Genomic DNA, 22,794 nt, shown 5'->3' on the forward strand with positions numbered 1-22,794 from the left:
ACTTAGTAGTAATTTTGTTGAATTATTGATGATGAGGATAGGGACAGCATATACACTCGGTTGATGCGGTGAAGGGGAGATAGTAAGAGTTTACAACAGTGATTTCAAGATGCTAACAATAGCACTTTATAAATAGATAAATAGGTTGAAAGTTCTAAAAAATAGTTCTTTAAGCACAGGAAATCTCTTCGATAATGTCACAAAATGGGTTATTATGTACCATGTAAAGGAGATATAGTATCCATTGAATATAAGAACATATTAATTAGTTATTGTCTAAAGTTCAGAACTCTGACTATTCATTTACAAAATCAGGTTTAATTTAAAATTGAAGATGGAAGTAGATTGGGCACAACTTTAAATAGTAATGATTGCAAGAGAACATTGAATAAAGATGCAGAAATGCTATCGTTCTGGAACGGAATTATTGATTATTCAAATTCCAATGTACAGTTTTGTGGGGGAGTTGAAGACAGCGGCTCATACGTGCAAGCCCTTTGTACAGCAAGCTGTGGTGCGGCAGACGAGGGTCTAGGAAATGATGAGACAACGCATCGCTATACAGCTTATGGAACTGAAAGATCCGTCCGCAGCGAGCACCCAACCGATGAGAAGATAGAGCTGGATGCAATAAGCAGAAAAACGGAACTTAACGCTTTCCCCCGGATAGACCACGTATTGCTTTGGCAAGATTGATTTTTCAAGTAAATCTAAAGGTCTGATCTCTTTTTCACGGAGCATATTACTCTAGAAATTCAGGATTAAATCTAAATGATAGGGGAAGTATTCAATGAAGAAATTATTACGTAAATTGATGGTCCTGCTTACCATTGCATTAACCTTCCAGACGGGACTGGGGAATTATATCACGCCGATGTCCTTTGCAGCCGCGGGTCCTGTATTGTCTGTAACTGGAGGTTCGGCTTCATTCGTGGCTGGAGATAATTCGTCCTCAACTCCGGTCGCTATCGACTCCGGCATAACGGTAACCGCGGATAGCAGCACTACCCTTGAAAGCGCAATAGTGGCGATTACAGGCAATTTTCATGCTGGAGAAGATGTACTGAGTTACATCAATGACGGGCTGACCATGGGGAATATTACAGCCAGTTATAATGCATCTACTGGCGTGCTGACGTTGACATCCGCGGGCGCCATTGCAACGTTGGCGCAGTGGCAAGCCGCTTTGAGATCAATTACTTATACAGATACAGCGATCACGCCAATTACGGCGATGCGTACGGTTAGCTTCACGGTGACGGACGGCGTCAATACAAGTAGTACGGCGACACGAACTGTAACGGTGACGGATACCGACCAGACACCAATTGTGACCACGAGCGGTGGGTCGACCCATTACATTTCTGGGAATAGTACAACTTCGACTCCGGTCGCTATTGACGGTGGTCTGACGGTATCAGACCTGGACAATACGACATTGAGCAGCGCAACGGTTAGCATCACGAGCCATTTCGAAGCGGGAAAAGATGTACTGGGTTACACCAATGATGGGGCGACCATGGGAAATATTACGGCGAGTTATGATGCTCTCACTGGCGTGTTGACGCTGACGTCTACAGGTGCAACTGCAATGTTGGCGCAGTGGCAGAGTGCGTTGAGGGGAATTACGTTCTCGAGCACGAGCGCAACGCCAGGGCAACGCATCATTAGCTACGCTGTAAGCGACGGAATGAAGACCAGCGCTGCTGCTACACATACAGTGGAAGTAACTGTGATCGTGCCTCTGAGTCTGACCACAAGCAACGGTTCGGCTTCGTTCGTGGCTGGAGATAACCAGATATCGAATCCGGTCGCTATCGATTCCGGCATAACGGTAACCGCGGATAGCAGCACTACCCTTGAAAGCGCAATAGTGGCGATTACAGGCAATTTTCATGCTGGAGAAGATGTACTGTCCTTCACTAATAAAGGGCCCAGCATGGGAGATATTACAGCCAGTTATAATTCATCTACTGGGGTGCTGACGCTGACATCAGCGAGCAGCACTGCAACGTTCGCGCAGTGGCAAGCCGCGTTGAGATCAATAACTTATATAAATACAGCGATCACGCCTAATACGGCGACGCGTACGGTTAGCTTCACGGTGACGGACGGCGTCAATACAAGTAGTACGGCGACACGAACTGTAACGGTGACGGATACCGACCAGACACCAATTGTGACCACGAGCGGTGGGTCGACCCATTACATTTCTGGGAATAGTACAACTTCGACTCCGGTCGCTATTGACGGTGGTCTGACGGTATCAGACCTGGACAATACGACATTGAGCAGCGCAACGGTTAGCATCACGAGCCATTTCGAAGCGGGAAAAGATGTACTGGGTTACACCAATGATGGGGCGACCATGGGAAATATTACGGCGAGTTATGATGCTCTCACTGGCGTGTTGACGCTGACGTCTACAGGTGCAACTGCAATGTTGGCGCAGTGGCAGAGTGCGTTGAGGGGAATTACGTTCTCGAGCACGAGCGCAACGCCAGGGCAACGCATCATTAGCTACGCCGTAAGCGACGGAATGAAGACCAGCGCTGCTGCTACACATACAGTGGAAGTAACTGTGATCGTGCCTCCCAGTCTGACCACAAGCAGCGGTTCGACTTCATTCTTGGCTGGAGATAACGTGATCTCGACACCGGTCGCTATCGATTCCGGTATAACGGTAACCGCAGATAGCAGCACTACCCTTGAAAGCGCAACAGTGGCAGTCACAGGCAATTTTCATGCTGGAGAAGATGTACTCAGTTTCATCAATGATGGGCTGACCATGGGAAATATTACAGCCAGTTATAATGCAGTTACTGGTGTGCTGACGCTGACATCCGCGGGCGGAACTGCGACGTTGGCGCAGTGGCAAGCCGCTTTGCACGCAGTTACTTACAATAATACAGCCATTACTCCTATTACGACGACGCGCACGATCAGCTTCACCGTAAGCGATGGTACCAATAATAGCAGCAGCGCAACAAAGAGCGTTACCTTGCATGCATTAAGCAGTTTAAAGGCCACTTCGAATACGTTAAGCGTACCGACCGGGCAGACGGCATCCGTAGCGATTACAGCTATTTTTTCAAATCAGGCGCATATAGATGTGACCTCATCGGTAACCTGGACCGTTCGGAATCCGGCAATCGCTAATGTTACCAGCGGGAGGGTTACAGGTAAGACGCCGGGCAGTACTGTCGTAAGTGCTGTCTATGGAACCCAATCGGTAGATATAAACGTAACAGTAACCGGCAAGCCAGTTTCGGGGTCAGAATCTCCTTCGAGTAGTTCAACCAATACAAGCAGTTCAACCAATACAAGCAACTCAATCAATACGGACACCCCGGCCGAATCGAACCCTTCAACGCCGCCTGCTCAGGAGACCAAGACTTTTTACGCTCTTGTTGAAATTGATCGGCTCGCAGCTTATATACAAGATGCATTGGGCGGAAACTCTGTAACGTTCCAGGACGCGGCGTCCCATTGGGCTTCCAAAGATATTTTGTCCGCTGCCAAGCTAGGTATAATTAACGGCTATCCAGACGGCAGATTCAGACCGGATGCTTCTATCACGAGAGCAGAGTTTAGCACACTTCTCGTCAAAGCATTTGCCTTACGTTCAGGAAGCGGGACGATTGAGTTACGGGATATTCAGACTTCCTGGGCTCGAGACTCTATAGAAATTCTTGCTTCCAATGGAGTGATCAACGGTTACTCTGACGGAACGTTCCACGCTGATCACAGGATTACTCGAGCCGAGTTGGTTTCCATGATTTCGAAAATCATGATTTTTCAGAACATTCAACCTGGCGATGCCGCAACATTCGTTGATGTAGCACCCCAGCATTGGGCTAAGGAGATCATTGAATTGGCAGCTAAGGCCGGAATTATCGAGGGGAAGGGCCAGAATCGGTTTGAACCGGACGCTAACCTCACGAGGGCGGAAGCCTTAACGGTTATAATGCACATGCTGAGAGAGAATCCAGCGATAAATAAATTGCTGGGTTAACCATGAAATAGCTTATAGCTTTTAAATTTGAGCAGATGTAAGACAAAGATTTGTCCCCCTCATTGTAGCAGGTATATAGAGAAAACCTGCTACAGTGAGGGGGCATTTTTATGAAAGAAGTGTAATACTTTCCATAAAAATAGAGGATATATCTTCATATAACTCCAATGTAGAAGGAGAGAATGGAAATGAACAACATAAATTCTCATTATTGCAACCTAAATATAAGGTATGATCTGCCTGATGAGGTGTGGGCTAAAGTTTCTAAAGTATATGAGAGTATGCCAGGGTGGATGGGGTATAAAAGTGGAATTCCATATTGGTTTGGTACTGAAGAGGATGATGTCTTCATTGAAGCATCCGTTGAGCCTAGTGGATTATCATTTTATGCACAGATGAATAATGATGATTGGACTTCTTGGATAGAAGCATTTAAATTGAAAGCGTCAAAAATATTAGGTTTTGATGTTGGTGAACCTGAAGATGGATATATGTGATAAATGAAGGATATTTATAAAAAATAATAATGCGAGTAAAGTCGTTCGTTGCAATGGATCATTTTAATGTTATGTTGATCCGGATGCTAACAACGAAGGAATAATCACATTACATATCGTTTCTGAGGAGAAGAATTCGAAGGCTGGACCAAAGAATATATAGGATACAGAAGAGTATTAACACCGAAATGGAGCGATGAGATCATCACGCCCAAATTAATAGATGAAATTCTTTGACCTCTATCCTGAATGGAGTGTAATTGCATTTAAAAAAAATTTAGATTCATGTGGACTTTTTTGAAAACGCATACGTGAAAACAAGAGTATGTAAATATCATTTAAAATAAAAGGAGAGAAGCTAATGCAGATGAGTCGTGGATATCACACTGTAAACAAAGTAATCGCTTGTATTCTGTCATTCATATTTATCATTATGGCAATAGCGGCACCTGTCCACGCTGAAGAAGAACAGGTTGAGACTACACCATCCAGGATTCCTTTATCCAAGTTAGAGGAAACGATTGATGCTTATGTTGCCTCGTATGAGAAGTATACCGCTGCTGTCTCGGTTGTGGCTATCAAAGACGGAAAAACCATTGTGGATAAGGCATATGGTTACGCGGATATGGAGAATCAGCGAAAGGCGGATACATCTACGGTTTTTGAATGGGCTTCGATCTCTAAGCTGTTGGTCTATACGAGTGTGATGCAGCTTGTCGAGCAAGGAAAGCTTGATTTGGAGGCGGATATCCAAGAATATCTACCAGAGGGATTTTTCAAAAAGCTGAAATACGATGAACCGATTACCCTAATGAACCTGATGCATCACAATGCGGGTTGGGAAGATCAAACAGCGTCCGAAGTGTATTATTACGAAGAGAATGAAAATGTTGATTTGGGAGAAACGTTGCGTGAAAATGAGCCGAAACAGATATATAAGCCGAATAGCGTCGTCGGTTATTCAAACTATAGCGTTGGATTAGCCGGTTACATTGTGGAATTGGTAAGTGGCCAACCTTATTATGAATATGTTAATCAACATATTTTTGAACCTCTTCATATGAACGACACTACGGTTCATCCAACGGGGCAAAATCGTCCAGACCTAGTGCAAAGAAGGAATGAGATCGAAGGGTATACGAAAGATTTGAAACGGATCCCTGAGAACAGAGTATTCGTAACGTTCTATCCTACAGGGGCAGCGATCGGGACAGCAGAAGATTTAGGGAAATTCCTTGCAGCGCTGATGCCTGTTGATGATAGCCATGTATTATTTGCAAAGAGGGATACGTTAGACGAAATGTTGTCAACAAGTCTATATTATGATGAGACTTCTATTCCGCGATTTGCGCACGGGTTCGTTGAGATGGAATACGTGGTGCCTACGCTGATGCATGAGGGGAATTTAAAAGGATTTTCAAGTAAAGTTGTCTTTGATCCAGCATCCAAATTTGGGATGGTGGTCATGACAAACATTGCGTTTGAGGAAATCTATTATTATGGACTTATTAGCAAAATCTTTGGTAATAGTACATACGTTAGTTCCGTTACTTCTGAAGGTGGGGGATATTTTCAATCCGCACGACGGGCTTCTTCTAGATTTACTGATTTATTCAGGCAGCTTGATATAACCAAATTTTCAAAAGCGGAGTTAAGTAGTCTGTATAATGTTGTCGAGCATAATGGGGTTGTTGAGAAAATTTCCTACACTCCTTACATGGATTACTTGCCTGTATCGAATTTGAAGGTGAACTTGATTGTAATATCTTTTATTCCTGTTGCGCTAGCCATCATTTTCAGTTTAAGTGTGTTGATCGGCTATTTAATCCGGATGCTTTTTTACAAACGAAATAAACGGGGAAATCATCCAACCCATTTTGTTAAATATTATCTTGCCATTAATTTTGCAGGTGCGGTACTTCCTCTTAACCTTTTCATCATACACACGAGACTCCCAAGTTATCCCACTCATTCTTCGCTACGGATCAATTTATTGTTTAATTTACTTTATGTGGTTCTAGCAGTGGCGTATCTTGGCTTGCTTATGTTCAAACTTCGGAAGAGCAGTTACAGCAAAAAGCAAAAGCTGATGTACATCATGTCTGGCATCTCGGCTTTCATCTTGGCTGCTTTTATTCTGGGATGGAATTTGTATGTTTAGAAGGGCAGAAGCTAAATGGATAACTTAAGCATATTGATAGATGCCATGGTTAGACTTCGTAATTCCGATCTTAGGGTGCGAGATGTCAAAGGTGAGCTATTCATAGATTAGGGATAAGGTGGTCAAAGAATGGAAACTAAAATTTTGTTTGGAGTTGGTTTAGTCTTTGAAACACCTGAATTCGGAATCATCGTTATGGGGGCCAATGAAGAGTTGGATGAACTTCTTCCGTCAACAATCAAAGAGATGATCGGTGACCAGATTATCATCAAAAAAACGGATGGGGAGGAGCAAATACTTGAAGTTGTCTCTACTCAAATTAACCATTCTATATCCGGCAAGAAGAATATCGGTATATGTTTGGGGAAAGGGATTTCCCCAGACGAAGTACCAGCTGGTTCAATCGTCTACTGTTATCGATGAGGACAAATTGATCAGTAGGTATGCTTTGTTGAAGCTACATGGAGTGGCAATTTTTTATTGCACTGGCTGTGCCCATCTTTACTTTTAAACATCATAAATGTTCCGAAAGCATCGGAAGGTTATCTGATTCCCTATATGGGATGTAGAGATCCTTCTTTTTTTATTTTTCAAAATTGCTGAGAAAGACATAGACTCAAACAAAGGAGAGTTTCCTATGAACGATGATACTACAACCGAAGAGACGATCACCATAACTAAAGGTTCTACTCATTCATTGCATATTCGTTGTCCCTATAACCATGCATATATTCAGCGCATTCGCCAGATTACGGGCAGAAAGTGGGAACCCAAACAGAAAATGTGGATCATACCCTACACTATTGCGGCCATCCAGGAGTTTACGAGCCAGTTTGATCCAGATGAAGTTCAGATTACCCCGGAGTTGTGGGTTGACAATGAAGAACTGCAGCAATGGAAGGCTAATATGGGAAACAACCAGTGTAGCAAAGAACCGTTACAGAAGGCACTAAAGTTACGAGGATATAGTCGCAAAACGATCAAAGCGTATTGTAATCAGGTCGAGCGTTTTCTAAGCAGCCTTAGCCTTAAAAATAAGGATATCACTACTTCCAATGTTCAGATGTATTGTTTAGGTTTGCTGGAGCGAGGAATTTCCCATTCAAGCGTGAATCAGACCATTAGCGCGTTCCGCTTCTATTGCAAACATGTGCTCCATCATCCTACGGATATCCAGTATATTCGTCCCAAGAATCAGACCAAGCTTCCACAAGTGATGTCCGAAAAGGAAGTTGCACAATTACTCAAATCCGTAACCAATCCTAAACATAAGGCCATATTGTTTCTGACCTGTTTTTCCGGGCTTTGTGTAGGTGAAGTTGCGCGTCTGCGTTGCACCGATCTGGATATTGAAAGGCAGGCACTCATTGTGAGACAGGGAAAGGGTCAAAAGGATCGGAGAACGCTTCTTTCAAGCCTTACCTGGGATATGGTGCAGAAATACATAGATGAATACAGACCCAATCGTTGGCTGTTTCCGGGGTAATCTTCTGATCGACATCTTACTGAGAAGAGAGTGCAGAAGGTTTTTGAAGAAGCTAGACGACGTGCTGGAATTGTGAAAAAGGTAAGTATTCATGCGTTGAGACACTCCTTCGCCACTCATTTGCTGGAAAACGGGACAGACCTGCGCTACATTCAGGAGTTACTTGGTCATACGAGTGCACGTACAACTCAGCGATATACGCATGTTAGTACGAAAAATATCCAGCGTATTCAGAGTCCATTGGATCGTATGGACATGGGAGATTTCCTCATTTATCTCCCTTTTTCACCAAATTTTTCTTCGCATATATCGCCGCATAGGTTATCATATACGTAGTTCAGATATCATACAGGATGTGTGGTATTTACGAAGTACATAAATTAGATGTTAAGTGAAATTCCAGTGAGAGCTAAAGGCTTGTAAAATGGTATAATATAACCATCAAAACAGAGGAGGGACAATGATGAAATGGCAAGAAGTTCAACAGATTTTCCCGAACCAATTCGTAAAATTCGAAGTTCTTCATTCTGAAGAAACAGACAATCACGAGATCATTGATGATGTGGCCGTGATTGGCCCGATCAGTGATGAAGAAGCGACTCGCGAATTATTGAACAGTAGAGACAAAACCTTGGTTTACCATACATCCAAAGATCAAATCGTTGTGAAGGTTCGGAAAAATATAGGATTAAGGAGAAATCTTTAAATGAATATTGAATATAGAGATGGGCTGTTATTCACGGAAATAACAGTCCATTTTAATAAGCAGAAGAAATTGATATCGAACATCGTGATTGATACAGGAGCCAGTCATAGCTTGATTTCACAAGATGAAGTGGATGAGATTGGGATACTAGTGGGTATGGACGATGAAATTATAACCAGCTACGGAATTGGAGGTAAAGAGCATGCTTTCAGTAAGCGAATCGACGGTATACAGGTAGGAGATTTTATTTTAAAGGATGTATACATAGACTTTACTTCATTTAAATATCACAACATTAACGGACTTTTGGGACTAGATGTACTGACGGAAGGAGAATTTGATATTGATCTAAAGGAATTTAAATTACTTCGTTCATAAGAGATAAAAGACATAAGAGATTGAGTGGTGATTCGAGGAAGACAGGAACATCACTTAACAAAATATTCAAGCAGCGGCTCCATTGGAGCCTTGGTCTGCGAGGTGGATTTCAAGGGGAGGCATTTCAGCAGCCAACCCCTTCGGGGTTCATGATTACAAGAACGTTATCCGAAACACCTAAAAAGAAGATTGATTACAAACAAAAATGAAGTTTGATTTGTTTAACATATGCAATGTTAGTGATTTGCATTTATACATCAAGGTTTTATTTACGATTAAAATTAGGGGGTTACTATGAGGGATATTGACGATCTGAAAAAAATTGCTGTGTTGATTGATGCTGATAATTCTCAAAGAAAGAAAATGAAATACATACTTGAAGAAGTATCTACAAATGGCCATATTATTACAAAAAGAGCATATGGAGATTGGTCAAAAGAAACTCTGAAAAATTGGAAAAACGATTTGAACGAACTAGCAATACAACCAGTTCAACAGTTTGCCTATACAACAGGAAAAAATGCCACTGATTCTGCAATGATAATAGATGCAATGGACTTGCTCTATACAAATAAGTATGATGCTTTTGTTATTATTTCGAGCGATAGTGATTTTACGAAACTTGCAACAAGGCTAAAAGAGTCAGAAATTTTTGTGATTGGAGTTGGTGAGGATAAAACACCGATATCTTTTAGAAATGCTTGTGATGATTTTATTCTCACAGAAAATTTAGGAGAGAAAGCGGATGAAGAGCTAGAAGGGGAAGCAATTAAATTAGAGAAGGGCGAAGAAAATGAAGCCATAACTGAGGTAGTTGCATTATTAATTAAAGCCCATGAAAAGTATGAAGATGAAGATGGCTGGTGTAATGTCAGTGCCGCAGGCACATTTATTAAAAGAATCAAGCCAGATTTTGATGTTAGGACTTTCGGTGTTACAAAATTACCAGAGTTACTCGAGCGGCTAAATACGATATTTAAAATTACAAAATTTAAAGGAAAAGGAACTGTTAACATTGTTGCCTATAAGCCTATAAAGTAGTAATTCAATAAATACAATCATGGTTTTCGGGCGTATCCCTTACATGAAAGTGTAAGAAAAGAGTTGAAGAATTTTGGAAAGCAATTCATGATGCCGGGTGCATCGGATAACATAATATTCAAGCAGCGGCTCCTTCGGAGCCTTGGTCTGTGGATGGAACTCGGAGAGGAATTTCAGCAGACAACCCCTTCGGGGTTCATGAATACAGGAACGTTATGTGAAAGAAATAAAAAACATATTAAATTGAGGTGATAACTATGGAGAAAGAAGAAAAACTCTCATTTATTAAAAGATTTATTGAGGAAGTTAGTACTCATTTTCTCAAGGAAGAAAGTCCAATGATCATTCAAGAAGGTTTTGAAAATGTACGTGATATTATATTATTATACGCCAAGCAAACAAATTTGCTTAATGGATTACTGGTCTTATTAGAGAATAACTATACAGAAGAATCTTATATACTTCTTAGGTCACAAATTAATAATTATATGTTGATTGAATACTTATGTCATGATGATAGCTCAAAATCAAGATATAAAGAATTTGTAATGCAACCGCTTAAATCTGATTATAAGTTTTTGAAAGATCTGAAAAAAGCTATTGATAAAGGGTGGTACAGAGATAGTGAATTTCCAGATAGAATCAATAAATTAAACGATATTAAAAGAGAGTTAAGAAGAAATGGATATGATTTAAATAATACGAGAACCTTATCGCCAATTACTGTAGCAAGTTTAGCGAGAGAAGATAGATTACAGTTTGGCATTTATATATCTTTGTACAGACAAGCCAGTAAGTATGAGCACTCAGATCCAACTTCATTAGAGGTTTATCGAACACAGATCTTAGAAGAATACTCCGCAAACGTTGTATTCAAAATAGACTTATCAAAATCAAATACTGAAGATGAATTAAAAATTCTTGATATGGCAAGTAACACTTATTTTTTAACTTTGGCGCATTTGTTACAGTACTTAACTCAAAATCATCCTCACTTGCTTGAAACTTATGATAAAGCGAAATTAATAGAAATAACAGCAAATGCTGCTATGCGTCATTCTTCTATTAACAAAGAAGAATTTATTGAAAATCTGATAAATAGAACAGAATGATTGTAGGTATATCAAGAGCCATTTCCTTCACATAACATAATATTCACGCTGCGGACATTCGTCCTTGGTCCGGCATTCGCCGGACACCCAGCATACGCTGGGTCGTGAATACAGGAACGTTAGGCGAAATTATTGCAATCAATCAAAATGAAAGGAATGATAGTCGAAGATGGGAATGCCTTCGAAATCAAAGATATTTGAATATTGGATGAATTGGTTAGATAAGAAGGGAATTGATTGGGGAGAGCCGTGTTGTTGGGCATGTGGCAGGTTTTGGGAGGATAAATATGATTTAAAGAAACCTCATGCAACTAGGGAAGAAATAATTAAGAATTGGGATAATGTCCCGTTACAGAGATGCCATATTATTGCCAAGCAATTTGACGGTACTGATGAACCCTCAAATTTGTTTTTAATGTGCAGGGATTGTCATGATAAAGCTCCGAATACTAGATCGGTAGAAGCATTCTTAATATGGACAGAAAAGCAAAATTGGTATGAGAATTTTAGAGACGAGGTAATGAAGGAAATAAAAAATTTTGGACTTGAAGACAGGGTTGAAGAGTTGAACGAAATAATTGCAAATAAAGAAATAAAGGATAAAATCAGTGAAAACTTAGGGGTACATATGAATCAAAATGGAAAAGGTGCTCAAATAACCATCTCAACATATATTTCAGCGTTGTATGGATATCTAGAAGAACAAGATAAATTGAAAGTCTTTCAAGAAGGCAATAACCTCGGCTAACATAATATTCAAACTGCGGCTCCTTTGGAGCCCTGGCCTGTGGGCGGATTTCGGAGAGGGATTTCAGCAGACAACCCCTTCGGGGTTCATGAATACAGGAACGTTATAAGAAATAGCCGCAAAGAATAAAACCTTTCATCAAAGCTCAGATGTACTTTAAGTTAAACCAGCTTAATACATTTTTGAACTTCAACGAGCTATCTGTATGGTAAAGTGTAGATTATCAGTAATTTTTAAGGGCAACTTGCTTGAATGTGGAGGGGATAATTGGTGTTAGAATTAGCGATGAATGAGCTCGAGACTGCTCGCTTTTTATGCAGCGGTATAAGTAATACAGTTCTTTTTGCAAATTATAGAAGGAAAGATAGGAAGGACATGGATTGATAGTAAGAAGAAGCCCACTTACTCCGTAATTATTGCAGGAGATTTCGCATTCTTACTTGGAAGTGTCGAAGCATTGAAAGAAGTAGATGTTCCATTGCGGTTTGTTCTTGAAGAAATGCAGGAGGAAAATCATAATTACAAATGAGTTTTCTTGGATATCCCTTTTATCTCAACATTACTCAGATTCATTTCAAAAGTTTAACCGGTATTCCTTTAAGAAAGAACCGATTTTCCAAGTAGAACAGTTAGAAGAGAACATAAAAATGATAGATACTGCTTTCAAAATCGTACCCATAGATGAACATAATTACCCAATGGTACTGCAAGATCCCTTTATGGCAGATTGTTGTTGTTTCTTCTCTTCCTTAGAAGAATTTATGCAACATGGAATTGGATTTGTTATTCTCAAGGATAATCAGATTATTACTGGTGCTTCTTCTTATACTTATCATGAAGGGTGTATTGAAGTTACAATTGGGACACATCCCTTGTACAGGCGCCAAGGTTTGGCACTAGCTTGCGCATCAAGATTGATTCTTGAGTGCATGAGCCGAAATATCCACCCAAACTGGGATGCAGCCAATTTAGAGTCAGTTGCTCTTGCAGAAAAATTAGGTTACAAAATGGAAAAAGAATACGAAGTGTACTCTATATAAACAGTCACACTATGGGGACGGCGTTAAGATAACAGGACACGGTAGTTGAGTGTTGCAAAGAAAATACTTGTAGGTAATTCAAAGAAGGCCGATACATCTTATAACAACATATCTACGCTGCGTCGCTATCGCTCCTTGGTTTGCCCGAGGAAGTGGATTCAGGCAGACACCCCTGCAAGGCTAAGTGGCGGAGCCACCCAGTCGCTTTGCTCCTTTAAGCCTTTCGGGTTCGTAGATACATGAACGTTATGAGAAATTATTGCAAGAAAAAAATCAAAGATAAATAAAAATGATTGAAGGAGAAGCCTAAATGAAGATTGCAATTCTAACTGATATTCATGGTAATTATCCGGCATTGCGTGCCGTATTCTCTGATATTGATTCCCGCGGGGATATCGAACATACATATTGTCTGGGTGATATGATTGGCATTGGTCCTAATTCTAACGAAGTGCTTGAAGAGATAATGAATCGAAAGGATGTAACGGCGGTTTCAGGTAATCATGAAGAAGCGGTTTTAAAACTATTGCAAGGGAAGGATACCTTGCCGGGTCATGAAATGATCGCTGGACATCATAAGTGGGTAGGTAAGAATCTCAAAAATGAAAATATCAAGTTTATAGAAGATCTTCCTCAAACATTAGATGTTGAAGTAGGAGGGCAAAAAATATTAATAACCCATTATCATATGAATCAAGAAGAAAGAGAAGTAATAGATGAGAGCCCGACAGGATTGGCATTAGACGCAAAGTATAAAGGTTCACCATACAATCTCGTTTGTTTTGGTCATCATCATCCAATCCATTACTTTAAGACAGATCAAAGAGTTTATTTGAATCCTGGAGCTTTAGGATGTAATGAGCATGCGATTGCAAGATACGCGGTAGTAGAACTGCAAAAAAGAACAATGAATATACAACTTATAGGAACCACATATGACAATAAAGCATTTTTGGAGTCTTTTGAACAGTTACAGGTTCCAGACAGAGAGTTTATGATAAAAGCATTTCATGGGAATCAACTTGAGAGAGATTTCAAAGATGGCAATAACATCTCATAACATAATATTCAAGCAGCGGCTCCTTCGGAGCCTTGGTCTGGGATGGACTTCGAGGAGGAATTTCAGAAGACAACCCCTTTGGGGTTCATGAATACAGGAACGTTATAGGAAATCAGCAAACACACGAAGAGAACTTGTTTTATTCAACATAGTTTTTGAGAAGAAGTGATTGAGTGAATAAAGACATTCTACTTGAATGGGACAGTAAGCATAGTGCGATGAAACGCACGAAAGAAAATTACTGGAAAACCTTTAGGAAGTGGCGTGACGAGAACAAAAGCGATTATCATGATACTTTTATGGGAAAGTTATATGATGAATTTATAAGTCTTGAAGAGCGTGCTATATACCTAAAATATAGTTTTAATACAACAGAAGCCGTGCTATTTTGCTCGATTAATATCTTTTACATAGAAGAGCAAATAGGAACTTATGATATAGAGTTCTTTTTGAACGGTGAGATCGCTGATGATTACCTGGATTTTGGAGACGTATTACTTAAAGATCGTATGATTAAAGTAAAGTATAATTTGAAGACTACAAGAAGCGCCTTAAAACTGGGATTTGAAGTATCAGATATTTTGAAAATCACAGAAATTCCACTCAAATATATAGAAATATTAAAAGAAAAATATAGTTGATATAAAGGGAATGGTATAAGAAGTATAAGTGATTCGAAGAAGCTGCTGACATCCTATAACATAATATTCACGCTGCTGACATTCGTCCTTGGTCCGGCCTTTGCCGGACACCCGACATGCGTCGGGTCGTGAATACAGGAACGTTATAAGAAATCATTGTAAGAAGAACTAGAAGGAAATTAAATACAGAAACTAAGGGGGAATGGATAAGATGTATAAGAACATTTACAATTTAACTATGACGTTCAAGAATCCTCAGCATAGATCCAAGCTTAACGATCTATCTGTTCAGAAGCAGATTCAAGCATTAGTCACTCAACTTAACACTTATTATCGGAGCGCAACTAAACAACAAGTTAGTCTTAAAAAACACTTGAAAATTTCGTTTGTAAATAATGAAATGCTAATCACTCTTAGCACTGAAAAGCCTCTACCTAATCCTCAGAGACGGGGACAATGTTTGCGGCAGTTCTCAATACTTTTGTTAAAGAACGGATTTGATCAATTTCTTACTTCCTATAACCCAAAGAAATTATTATTTACATAAGAGAGGAAATACGTGATAAAAGTAGTACTTGTTAAGCGATTGAAATCCTGAAAATTGAATTACTTGCATAAAGATTTGTTTTGGCGGACATGGTTAAGTTCTTGTAAGAGGTAATTTTCATATAAACTACATTAATTTGAAGTTTTATCATCCAAATAGAAACATTTTCTCTATGTATCGCGTCTAAACTTACAAATAAGCTTAATTTTAGGAGGATTACAAATGTTCAAGAAAATATCTCTTACAATGTTGGCAGCTTCTATGCTTGTCCTGCCTAACTTCAGCTCATCTAGCTTTGCTGCTGATACACCAATCACTATAGACAGTGGTATTTTAAAAAACAATCGAGTACTCATCCCGCTAAGAGCTGTTTCTGAAAACCTAGGGGCAGACGTGAAATGGAATCAACAACAAAAAACCATTACCATTACTAAAGAAAATATAGAAATGGTTCTCACCATTAATTCAAATAAAGTAATGCTTAATCAATCGGAGATTCTATTGGATGTTCCAGCAGAACTAAATTACAATTCCACATATGTACCTGCTCGTTTTGTAAGTCAAACTTTAGGAGCAGACGTAAACTGGAATCAACAAGCGAGTCAGGCGACGATTACGTTAGATGGGAAGCAACTCCAAGTAACCATACAAAAACCACAAGTTCAAATTCCAAATGCAAAAAAAATCACGGATAAGCAAAGACAGGTATTCGTAAACAAATTAAATGAAGCAACGGATCTATCATCAATTAAGCAAATCCGAGCGACCTTCAGCCCATATTTTACGGATAAATTTATCAATGAAATCATTCGTAGCAAAGGGTTGAAATATGATTTTAAATTTACAACAGTTTATCAATCGGCCATCAGTTATACCAACACCAATACCGCCAAATTAAGCCAGTCTTCGGGTCCCGATTCTAAATATGCTCCTAATGAAACACTCTACAGAACAGCTAAGCTTGTATATACCAGTAAAGGCTGGAAAGTGGATGGGGTAGATTTCTCTTTGATCAAAGAAGTATTGAATCCGTAACACTACTTAACAAGAATAAGACGGCTCCACATAGGAGCCGTCTTATTCTTGTTTGTTATTACTGTAGCGTTACTACAGGATTCAACGTAACTTCAAAAGCCCGTTTCCAGAGATAATCAGGATCTCCGTATGCAAGTGTTGAATTGGCATATCCTGCAAACGACCAAGTTCCTCCCGTAATTTGTCGTACATTATAAGAAGTTCCTGTACCGTTAATAAGGAAAGCACTTTTTCCGGAAAGTGTCGTTCGATGCGTTTGCATTCTGTTTCGCAATACACTTTGCAAATGTGAATAATCTGCAGGACTATTAAATAGAAGCATATTCTGATCCGCAATTGTAGCAACATTAGTATATAGCGAATTCGCTCTAGAGTAGGTACGAATTTCGTCAATAGCAACCGTTTTGTAATAGTAGTCTTTTAAGAAACGTTTGAACAAGAGAGAACCGTGTGCATTTACTGCTGTGCTAAGCGCATTGAGATCTGTTTCAGTGACCAAATATGCATATCGTGCTTGTCCCATTCCTAAGGCTATACCGATCTTATTTCCTGGTGTATTCCAAGCACTGTAACCTAAGATACGTCCGGTGTGTTGACTACCCAACAGTCCTTCTGTGACCGTAGCGTTTGCTGAACCTCCTCCAACAAAATCAATTACCACGGTCGGAACGCGATTTGTACTATTAGCCACAATTCGATTGACGGCTGCTGTAACTTGAGCAGCATCTGTAACCCCAATGATTTCGACAGTTGGTGAACTGCTCACGGACTGACCGCCAACAATATCAATGTGACGAAGAATATTTTGGTGCACATCCATATATTCATACTGACTAGTAATTGTGGAACCATGAGGGCCGAAGTACTGAACTGTATACCTTGGTCTTACCCCATTAAGATATAGCTGATTTGCCATTCTGGCCATCAAGGCATGACCCAATCCATCCGCATCAGGGAGAATAATTGCTCGGTCCGGATTTTGGCCGTTTGTACCACCAAGCCAGGCGTTAATACGACCCTCAACAAAATTAATCTCATTAATCTGCACCCCTTGGGTATTCGCATCATCAACTCCTACAGCTAGAAAATCAATATATCCTGCCTGTGCTAATTGCTCTAGAATGTAACGATTACTTTTAAATTTATGTTGTCTAGTGTTGTAGTACTGTTCTTTATTGAAGTTTGTAGTACTACCATATGAACCGGTAGGCGACAAATTGTAACCTGCAATAATATCTGCAAACTGTGAAAAACTTCTTCTCGGCTGCAACATAAACGTACGTGATTCATTGTAAGCGGCAAAAGACAGTCCGCCTGCAAAGGCAGTTGTAGCTAGACGCATAATTGTATCTAACACATAGATTGGCTTACTCGGATAAGATTGTTTTACTAGTCGAATAACATCCAACAGATCCGTTGTGGCACTATCGTAGGCCGGGTAAGCTCCCCCAGGACTCGTACGCAATCGTCTACTAGCAATGAGACCTCCGTAGGCAAGCATATCTGAAGATATAATAAACCCGTCGACAGAGGCAGCATTATTTAAGATGAACTGACGGATATTCGCCGGATTTCCGTAAGTCGGCGAAGATGTCGAGACCAGTGTGGATCCAGAAGCTGTCTTTTGGGAATCCAGACGGTTTGTAATATCACTTAAATTTGGGGTAATTACGTTAATTCCTGCTGATCTACCTAGCACGATGACATCATCCAAATTCACTGGTCTGTCATCCAACGGTACATACAATACATTCTTCATATTCCTATACTCCCTTAGTTTGATATAGGCTCAATAACAAGGGAAGAAAGAAATGAAAAGGATCTCTTCCCCAATCCCATCTCATTTCTATTTGTTTGTGCCTTCACTTATAAGGTAGTCTGTAGCCCTAAAATACAACCTGAAATATAAAAAAACATAAATTCGTTTTTTAACCGCCTTTTTTTAGACTTCTAAAAATGAGATTTGAGATATAATCAAAAAAAGAACATTTGTTCCTTTTAAATCTTTGAGGAACATAATCACAATTTTAGGAGGGATCACAACTGGGAGAACAACAAACAATCTACCAACGTTACAAGGAAGAACTATATCGAATTGGATGGAGAGTACAATATCGTGCTAAAAATATTAGAAAGAGGGAGCTTCCTATATATAATGATCAAATTTTAAATACTAATTTTACTAAGCATGCGGAAAATAAAATATTAGTGGAACAGATATTAAAGTATCTTCCTGAATTAGGAAAATATGTGATGATTAAGTTATACATAGAAGGTTATTCAGAAAAAGAAGTTGCGAGTCAAATGAATATAAGTCAACAGGCGGTGAACAAATGGAAGAAAAAGATGCTCAAACATTTATCAGAGACAGTGAATTTGTAAGTATTTTAGGAGCAGCAAAGGACAAAGATGCTGAATCTATTCTTCTTCTCATTGATTTATTCAAAGAAGACATCAAACTTATCAGTAGATATATCCGGTTACCCGAAGAGGAAGCTGCTTCAGAAATCATTTGTGAATTCCTTGAATTTGTTTTAGATCATTCTTAGTGGTAGATATAAAGTTTTGGTCAGGCAGATTTGCATTGCATCATCAGAAGAAAATCGTTCTCCGATGAGTTACAGGAAAACGGTTTTTAACCATTCATTAAACTAATGGGGCAGGACAGTTAGTTAAACATAAAGAAGAGGACACATCCCATTTAAAGGGAGAGTCCAGTTCTTTTTTTTGTACATCTAATCCAAGAATGTCATGGTATCGCACGGAGCGATTTATTTTCTAATTTAGGCAATAGGAACGTATCATATTTAGGTAAAAAGAATGTATCATAGTAATATTGAAATTCTCGACTAATTTCCTCCCTTAGGTCGTTTAAGGCAGTGAGGGTTCGTGAATACAAAAATGTTATAGGAAATCAGCAATACAAATTTTAAGTAGGGAAGGACTCATAACTTGAATGATTCCTATGAGACCATTTCAGAATAAGTTGACTTTTTAGCATATAGGTTTATATTTTTTTATGCTAAACAATAAAATAAACATTCACAATATATGAGTTTATATTTAATTAATTATTTGCAATTCATTTCCTAAATTTTTTATGGGTATAGCAGTAACTCACAAGCTATACCCAACCTTTTTCTTCCCCAAGCAAATACCCCACAGAAACCTCCAAAGCCTTAGCAATCATCACCACTTCATAATCCTGAACAAGACGATATTGACCTTCTAGACGCGAAAGACTTGTCTGACTGATATCCAAACCCAATGTTTGCAGTCTGGCGAGGAACTCTCGTTGTTTGATGCCCTTACTTTTACGAATAGCTACGACTCGGGAGCCGATTATGTTTTTATCGCCAGGTGGTTCTTGTCTATGCTTCATTATGTACACCCCTCATTTCAACCAAATTGTATGAGAAATAATAGTTTTTTTAATGCGTATATCGAATTAAAATAAAATAAACCGATATTCGCATTAAAATTGACTGCTCACGTCTAGTCTTAACAAGACATAGTGCAGTTTAGACCCATCAGAGAGGTGGATGTATGAGCCAGTTGCTTGACTTATTGGAAGAGGAACGGCGCAAACTTAATCAGCTAGGTGAGGCATCCTTGAAGCAAGCGATTCCGTTGTGGGACAATCCCGAGGTTCAGGAACAGAGCCGAAGGGTGGATGAACTGGTGGCAGCACGAGTGAGTGAAATGAAGGCGAGACATCACCGAGTTGTACGAGGATGAGCGAGGTACATAATGCTTTGGGGAGGGGAAGCAATGGATTTTCCGCCGTGGTTGCAACAAGCGATCCAGGCAAGGTTAGATGAAGTATCTGCCAGAATCGAGCATGACCCTGAATTGAGTCGTGTACGTGAGAAAAAGGACGAAGCGTTCGAAGGATTGTTTGCTGGCAAGGATATCGAGCAGACACCTGAATATATCGAGTGGGAAAATCGTTATATTGTCAGCAAAGGCATAGAAAATGAGCGGTTGTATATGCAGGGACTACAAGATGGCATTCAACTCACAGTATCCTTACTGGGTCAGTCGATGCCAGAGGAGACCGATACAGAGGCTTGATCCACTAAGGCGAACCCATAAGTCAGGCGAAGCTACCTTGATCTTAATTTAAGAACCGGAGCGGAAGCGTGAATCTAGCGCTTCCGCTCCGGTTTTAATGCTCTACTTTTCCAAATTCTAAATTACAAATTATTACTTCGATGCAGATTGTAACGTTATATATGTATACAGCTGCACACCATGAATTAACTCTGCGAAGGCTTGGAAGGAGCTGATAAAGGAAAGGAGGGCGTTGAGTATGTGTTAAGTTTAAAGAAACAAAGGCAGAAGTGAGGTGTGGTTATATGAAATAAAGATCTAAATACTTAATCTTACTTTTTATGTTTATTGCGATTGTGTTTGTTCTGTTTATCTTGAATTTCAACAAAAAGGAGCCAATGAGCCAGTTGTTAATGGCAATATTATTCAAGTTGAAACTTTGATCTGGATGCCAAATCAACGAATTTAAAGACAATGACAGAAGGATCGATATTTGTTGAGGGTGAGAAGGAGCATATTATCATATAAAAATAGTAGCACATGTAGAGATTGATCCCGCTGACTGGGGTGGTGTTGCATTTTATATCCCTGATCAATGGAGTGTCTCCAGCATCACCAGCAGTTATCCTGAACATCAATCGAAGTTGAAGCCTGCTGAGTATGTATACACCTGGATGAATTCTTCTGATGACTCTTCATGGCGCACGATGATTGAAATTGGGAGAGAACGAAATTATATAGCAAATGGCGGAGGTACTGGAACGATTGTGATCGAATTAAGTCCGGATAAAAAGGGTATGTCCCTCTCTGAATCAATAAAATTTGGTATTGAGGTTGGATCAGAAGAGAAAGATGGAAAAAGAGTTATGAGTACAGATTATGTTGAAGTTCCTGTATTTTAAAGTGCTGGATTAAATTGATTTAGAAAACAAGCCGAAGTGATGGAAATGTACGCTTCGGCTTGTTTTTTATTCTTTTATTTTGACCTGTGTTAATTCTTCAATTCTACTTCCCGCTTACCGACTTGTACCAATCATTGCATTGCTATTGAAGTAGTTTCATTTGCAATATTACCACTTTAGCACCGGCCCAGTTTTTATGGTTGCGTAATTCAGCCATATCTTTAAAGGGAATATTAAGAATGTATTTAATATAACTGAAAGTCTTTGTAAAAAAAACGTCTCCTATATTTATTTAGACATGGATACAAAAGCATAAAGTATTAATAAAACTGCAATAACTCCTAAAATCGTCCACAAAACTTTGTTGTTTTTCATATTCTATTATCCACCTTTTATTAAAGTATTTTCAATAAGTGTTTCAAATTACCTAATTAATGGTAACGTAATATATACCGCCATGCCAATACAATATATATAACCATTAGGGAGGAAATCATTCAATGTTAAAGAAAATATCAAAGAGCGTACTTGCTTTAATTCTCGTAACAACCTTGTTTTCTTCATTAACTTATGCAGATAACTCAGGGGAAAGTAATGAATACACACCTGAGATGTATGTAGATTATTTGACGGAACTTATTAATAATGGAGATGTGGGAGCAAGTGAGAGTCTGAATCAATTTAATGGGTTGGAGCCATCAAAACAGGAGACATTCTTGCGGTTTATAACTTCTATTGACTATGCTGAAGCCATAGAGGATATTGCAACGGGGGAAAAGGAAACAACGTACAATTATAATGGAGAAGAAGTTCCGGTCACGGTAGTTGATGAATCATCATCTAATGGGACTCAGGGCGGAAAATCTTCTACAAATGCTCTAGCAGCAGCTAACACAGCTGCTTCAGCGAGTAAGTCTTTTACATTTAGTGTTTTTGGAGTAGATACAACTACAATTACTCTGACAGTCAGCTGGGAGCACAATGGTTCTGTTGCAGTTAGACCATTACAGGTATCATATGCCCATGTAAATAGAAATCCCGCATTTATTTTAAGTGAAACTTCAAATAATAACCCAGGTTATATTTCTGAAGGTTATTTTCATGGTAGTGGAACTTGGACAATGAGAGCTACAGGCGCTATAGGTTTTGTTAGTGATACTCTGGGGATAAATATTAAAGCATCAACCCCAGCTCATAGATATTACTCCTTTAGCTCTACAAAGGGAAACGTTAAACCTATACCTTGGACGGCGTTTTAATAACAATTTATGTAGTTGGTATGGTGGCAAACATAACTTAATAAGTGTGATCCCTGCTATAATAATAAAAATCAACAAACCAAAAACAAGCCGAAGCGATAGAATTACACGCT

General features: G+C 39.4%; 22 protein-coding genes and 1 pseudogene. 21 read left to right on the forward strand and 2 right to left on the reverse strand.

All coding sequences use genetic code 11. The features are described 5' to 3' along the window. Window positions 1–345 precede the first annotated feature (345 nt). The 15 genes and pseudogenes from BMY78_RS03525 to BMY78_RS03605 all read left to right on the forward strand — a co-directional run bounded on the left by BMY78_RS03525 (window position 346) and on the right by BMY78_RS03605 (window position 16,467). Window positions 346–696, forward strand: a complete 351-nt coding sequence (locus tag BMY78_RS03525) for a hypothetical protein (protein ID WP_090894734.1) — start codon at window positions 346–348, stop codon at window positions 694–696. A gap of 94 nt (window positions 697–790) precedes the next feature. After that, window positions 791–4,015, forward strand: a complete 3,225-nt coding sequence (locus BMY78_RS03530; RefSeq protein WP_090894736.1) for an S-layer homology domain-containing protein — start codon at window positions 791–793, stop codon at window positions 4,013–4,015. Window positions 4,016–4,203: 188 nt separating this feature from the next. Continuing rightward, a complete protein-coding gene (locus BMY78_RS03535) occupies window positions 4,204–4,512 on the forward strand; it encodes a hypothetical protein (RefSeq protein ID WP_090894738.1) in 309 nt (102 codons plus the stop codon). A 361-nt stretch (window positions 4,513–4,873) separates the two neighbouring features. Continuing rightward, window positions 4,874–6,673 (forward strand): serine hydrolase domain-containing protein, encoded by a 1,800-nt coding sequence (locus BMY78_RS03545; RefSeq protein ID WP_090894740.1) that lies wholly within the window; start codon window positions 4,874–4,876, stop codon window positions 6,671–6,673. A gap of 129 nt (window positions 6,674–6,802) precedes the next feature. Next, on the forward strand, window positions 6,803–7,096 hold the full coding sequence (locus tag BMY78_RS03550) for a hypothetical protein (protein ID WP_090894742.1): 294 nt from the start codon (window positions 6,803–6,805) through the stop codon (window positions 7,094–7,096). Between the two features lie 484 nt (window positions 7,097–7,580). Continuing rightward, window positions 7,581–8,495, forward strand: a pseudogene (locus tag BMY78_RS33065) (tyrosine-type recombinase/integrase). Window positions 8,496–8,622: 127 nt separating this feature from the next. Beyond that, entirely contained in the window at window positions 8,623–8,865 is a 243-nt protein-coding gene (locus BMY78_RS03560; RefSeq protein ID WP_090894744.1) for a hypothetical protein, read from the forward strand. Then, window positions 8,866–9,243, forward strand: a complete 378-nt coding sequence (locus BMY78_RS03565) for a retropepsin-like aspartic protease (RefSeq protein WP_090894746.1) — start codon at window positions 8,866–8,868, stop codon at window positions 9,241–9,243. Window positions 9,244–9,537: 294 nt separating this feature from the next. Further along, window positions 9,538–10,284: an NYN domain-containing protein gene (locus tag BMY78_RS03570; RefSeq protein WP_090894748.1), complete on the forward strand. Its 747-nt coding sequence runs from the start codon at window positions 9,538–9,540 to the stop codon at window positions 10,282–10,284. A 257-nt stretch (window positions 10,285–10,541) separates the two neighbouring features. Then, window positions 10,542–11,396, forward strand: coding sequence for a DUF5677 domain-containing protein (locus BMY78_RS03575; RefSeq protein ID WP_090894750.1), 855 nt, complete (start codon window positions 10,542–10,544; stop codon window positions 11,394–11,396). 169 nt (window positions 11,397–11,565) lie between these two features. Continuing rightward, a complete protein-coding gene (locus BMY78_RS03580) occupies window positions 11,566–12,144 on the forward strand; it encodes an HNH endonuclease (protein WP_090894752.1) in 579 nt (192 codons plus the stop codon). Between the two features lie 470 nt (window positions 12,145–12,614). Beyond that, window positions 12,615–13,184 carry a GNAT family N-acetyltransferase gene (locus BMY78_RS03585; RefSeq protein WP_090894754.1) on the forward strand — a complete coding sequence of 190 codons (570 nt, stop codon included), beginning with the start codon at window positions 12,615–12,617 and terminating at the stop codon, window positions 13,182–13,184. A gap of 310 nt (window positions 13,185–13,494) precedes the next feature. Then, window positions 13,495–14,244, forward strand: coding sequence for a metallophosphoesterase family protein (locus BMY78_RS03590; protein ID WP_090894756.1), 750 nt, complete (start codon window positions 13,495–13,497; stop codon window positions 14,242–14,244). 173 nt (window positions 14,245–14,417) lie between these two features. Beyond that, entirely contained in the window at window positions 14,418–14,885 is a 468-nt protein-coding gene (locus BMY78_RS03595) for a hypothetical protein (protein ID WP_090894758.1), read from the forward strand. A 769-nt stretch (window positions 14,886–15,654) separates the two neighbouring features. Next, complete coding sequence (locus BMY78_RS03605; RefSeq protein ID WP_090894763.1) at window positions 15,655–16,467, forward strand: stalk domain-containing protein; 813 nt, start codon at window positions 15,655–15,657, stop codon at window positions 16,465–16,467. Window positions 16,468–16,525: 58 nt separating this feature from the next. Here the strand turns inward: BMY78_RS03605 and BMY78_RS03610 are convergent, their stop codons facing one another. Further along, window positions 16,526–18,226 (reverse strand): DUF4127 family protein, encoded by a 1,701-nt coding sequence (locus BMY78_RS03610; RefSeq protein WP_090894765.1) that lies wholly within the window; start codon window positions 18,224–18,226, stop codon window positions 16,526–16,528. A gap of 494 nt (window positions 18,227–18,720) precedes the next feature. Here BMY78_RS03610 and BMY78_RS33160 point away from each other — a divergent pair, with 494 nt between their 5' ends. After that, complete coding sequence (locus BMY78_RS33160; RefSeq protein ID WP_256221938.1) at window positions 18,721–18,849, forward strand: helix-turn-helix domain-containing protein; 129 nt, start codon at window positions 18,721–18,723, stop codon at window positions 18,847–18,849. Next, complete coding sequence (locus BMY78_RS03620; RefSeq protein ID WP_090894768.1) at window positions 18,801–19,016, forward strand: hypothetical protein; 216 nt, start codon at window positions 18,801–18,803, stop codon at window positions 19,014–19,016. The genes BMY78_RS33160 and BMY78_RS03620 overlap by 49 nt, the downstream gene beginning before the upstream one ends. Window positions 19,017–19,591: 575 nt before the next feature. Here the strand turns inward: BMY78_RS03620 and BMY78_RS03625 are convergent. Beyond that, window positions 19,592–19,849, reverse strand: coding sequence for a helix-turn-helix domain-containing protein (locus BMY78_RS03625; RefSeq protein ID WP_090894770.1), 258 nt, complete (start codon window positions 19,847–19,849; stop codon window positions 19,592–19,594). Window positions 19,850–20,013: 164 nt separating this feature from the next. Between BMY78_RS03625 and BMY78_RS03630 the strand changes: the two genes are divergently transcribed. The 4 genes from BMY78_RS03630 (at window position 20,014) to BMY78_RS03645 (ending at window position 22,681) form a co-directional block, all read left to right on the forward strand. Continuing rightward, window positions 20,014–20,205 (forward strand): hypothetical protein, encoded by a 192-nt coding sequence (locus BMY78_RS03630; protein ID WP_090894772.1) that lies wholly within the window; start codon window positions 20,014–20,016, stop codon window positions 20,203–20,205. A 33-nt stretch (window positions 20,206–20,238) separates the two neighbouring features. Further along, window positions 20,239–20,541, forward strand: a complete 303-nt coding sequence (locus BMY78_RS03635) for a hypothetical protein (protein WP_090894774.1) — start codon at window positions 20,239–20,241, stop codon at window positions 20,539–20,541. A gap of 686 nt (window positions 20,542–21,227) precedes the next feature. Next, on the forward strand, window positions 21,228–21,422 hold the full coding sequence (locus BMY78_RS03640; RefSeq protein ID WP_090894776.1) for a hypothetical protein: 195 nt from the start codon (window positions 21,228–21,230) through the stop codon (window positions 21,420–21,422). A gap of 500 nt (window positions 21,423–21,922) precedes the next feature. Beyond that, window positions 21,923–22,681 (forward strand): hypothetical protein, encoded by a 759-nt coding sequence (locus tag BMY78_RS03645; RefSeq protein ID WP_090894778.1) that lies wholly within the window; start codon window positions 21,923–21,925, stop codon window positions 22,679–22,681. Window positions 22,682–22,794: the final 113 nt, after the last annotated feature.

The organism is Paenibacillus sp. OK076, from assembly GCF_900110055.1.
In the GTDB taxonomy this organism is placed as follows: Bacteria; Bacillota; Bacilli; order Paenibacillales; family Paenibacillaceae; genus Paenibacillus.

Coding starts and splice junctions, on each gene's coding strand:
- BMY78_RS03530 (WP_090894736.1), top strand. CDS start 791: ATGAAGAAATTATTACGTAAATTGATGGTCCTGCTTACCATTGCATTA.
- BMY78_RS03535 (WP_090894738.1), top strand. CDS start 4,204: ATGAACAACATAAATTCTCATTATTGCAACCTAAATATAAGGTATGAT.
- BMY78_RS03545 (WP_090894740.1), top strand. CDS start 4,874: ATGCAGATGAGTCGTGGATATCACACTGTAAACAAAGTAATCGCTTGT.
- BMY78_RS03550 (WP_090894742.1), top strand. CDS start 6,803: ATGGAAACTAAAATTTTGTTTGGAGTTGGTTTAGTCTTTGAAACACCT.
- BMY78_RS03560 (WP_090894744.1), top strand. CDS start 8,623: ATGAAATGGCAAGAAGTTCAACAGATTTTCCCGAACCAATTCGTAAAA.
- BMY78_RS03565 (WP_090894746.1), top strand. CDS start 8,866: ATGAATATTGAATATAGAGATGGGCTGTTATTCACGGAAATAACAGTC.
- BMY78_RS03570 (WP_090894748.1), top strand. CDS start 9,538: ATGAGGGATATTGACGATCTGAAAAAAATTGCTGTGTTGATTGATGCT.
- BMY78_RS03575 (WP_090894750.1), top strand. CDS start 10,542: ATGGAGAAAGAAGAAAAACTCTCATTTATTAAAAGATTTATTGAGGAA.
- BMY78_RS03580 (WP_090894752.1), top strand. CDS start 11,566: ATGGGAATGCCTTCGAAATCAAAGATATTTGAATATTGGATGAATTGG.
- BMY78_RS03585 (WP_090894754.1), top strand. CDS start 12,615: ATGTTCCATTGCGGTTTGTTCTTGAAGAAATGCAGGAGGAAAATCATA.
- BMY78_RS03590 (WP_090894756.1), top strand. CDS start 13,495: ATGAAGATTGCAATTCTAACTGATATTCATGGTAATTATCCGGCATTG.
- BMY78_RS03605 (WP_090894763.1), top strand. CDS start 15,655: ATGTTCAAGAAAATATCTCTTACAATGTTGGCAGCTTCTATGCTTGTC.
- BMY78_RS03610 (WP_090894765.1), bottom strand. CDS start 18,226: ATGAAGAATGTATTGTATGTACCGTTGGATGACAGACCAGTGAATTTG.
- BMY78_RS33160 (WP_256221938.1), top strand. CDS start 18,721: ATGATTAAGTTATACATAGAAGGTTATTCAGAAAAAGAAGTTGCGAGT.
- BMY78_RS03620 (WP_090894768.1), top strand. CDS start 18,801: ATGGAAGAAAAAGATGCTCAAACATTTATCAGAGACAGTGAATTTGTA.
- BMY78_RS03625 (WP_090894770.1), bottom strand. CDS start 19,849: ATGAAGCATAGACAAGAACCACCTGGCGATAAAAACATAATCGGCTCC.
- BMY78_RS03630 (WP_090894772.1), top strand. CDS start 20,014: ATGAGCCAGTTGCTTGACTTATTGGAAGAGGAACGGCGCAAACTTAAT.
- BMY78_RS03635 (WP_090894774.1), top strand. CDS start 20,239: ATGGATTTTCCGCCGTGGTTGCAACAAGCGATCCAGGCAAGGTTAGAT.
- BMY78_RS03640 (WP_090894776.1), top strand. CDS start 21,228: ATGATTGAAATTGGGAGAGAACGAAATTATATAGCAAATGGCGGAGGT.
- BMY78_RS03645 (WP_090894778.1), top strand. CDS start 21,923: ATGTTAAAGAAAATATCAAAGAGCGTACTTGCTTTAATTCTCGTAACA.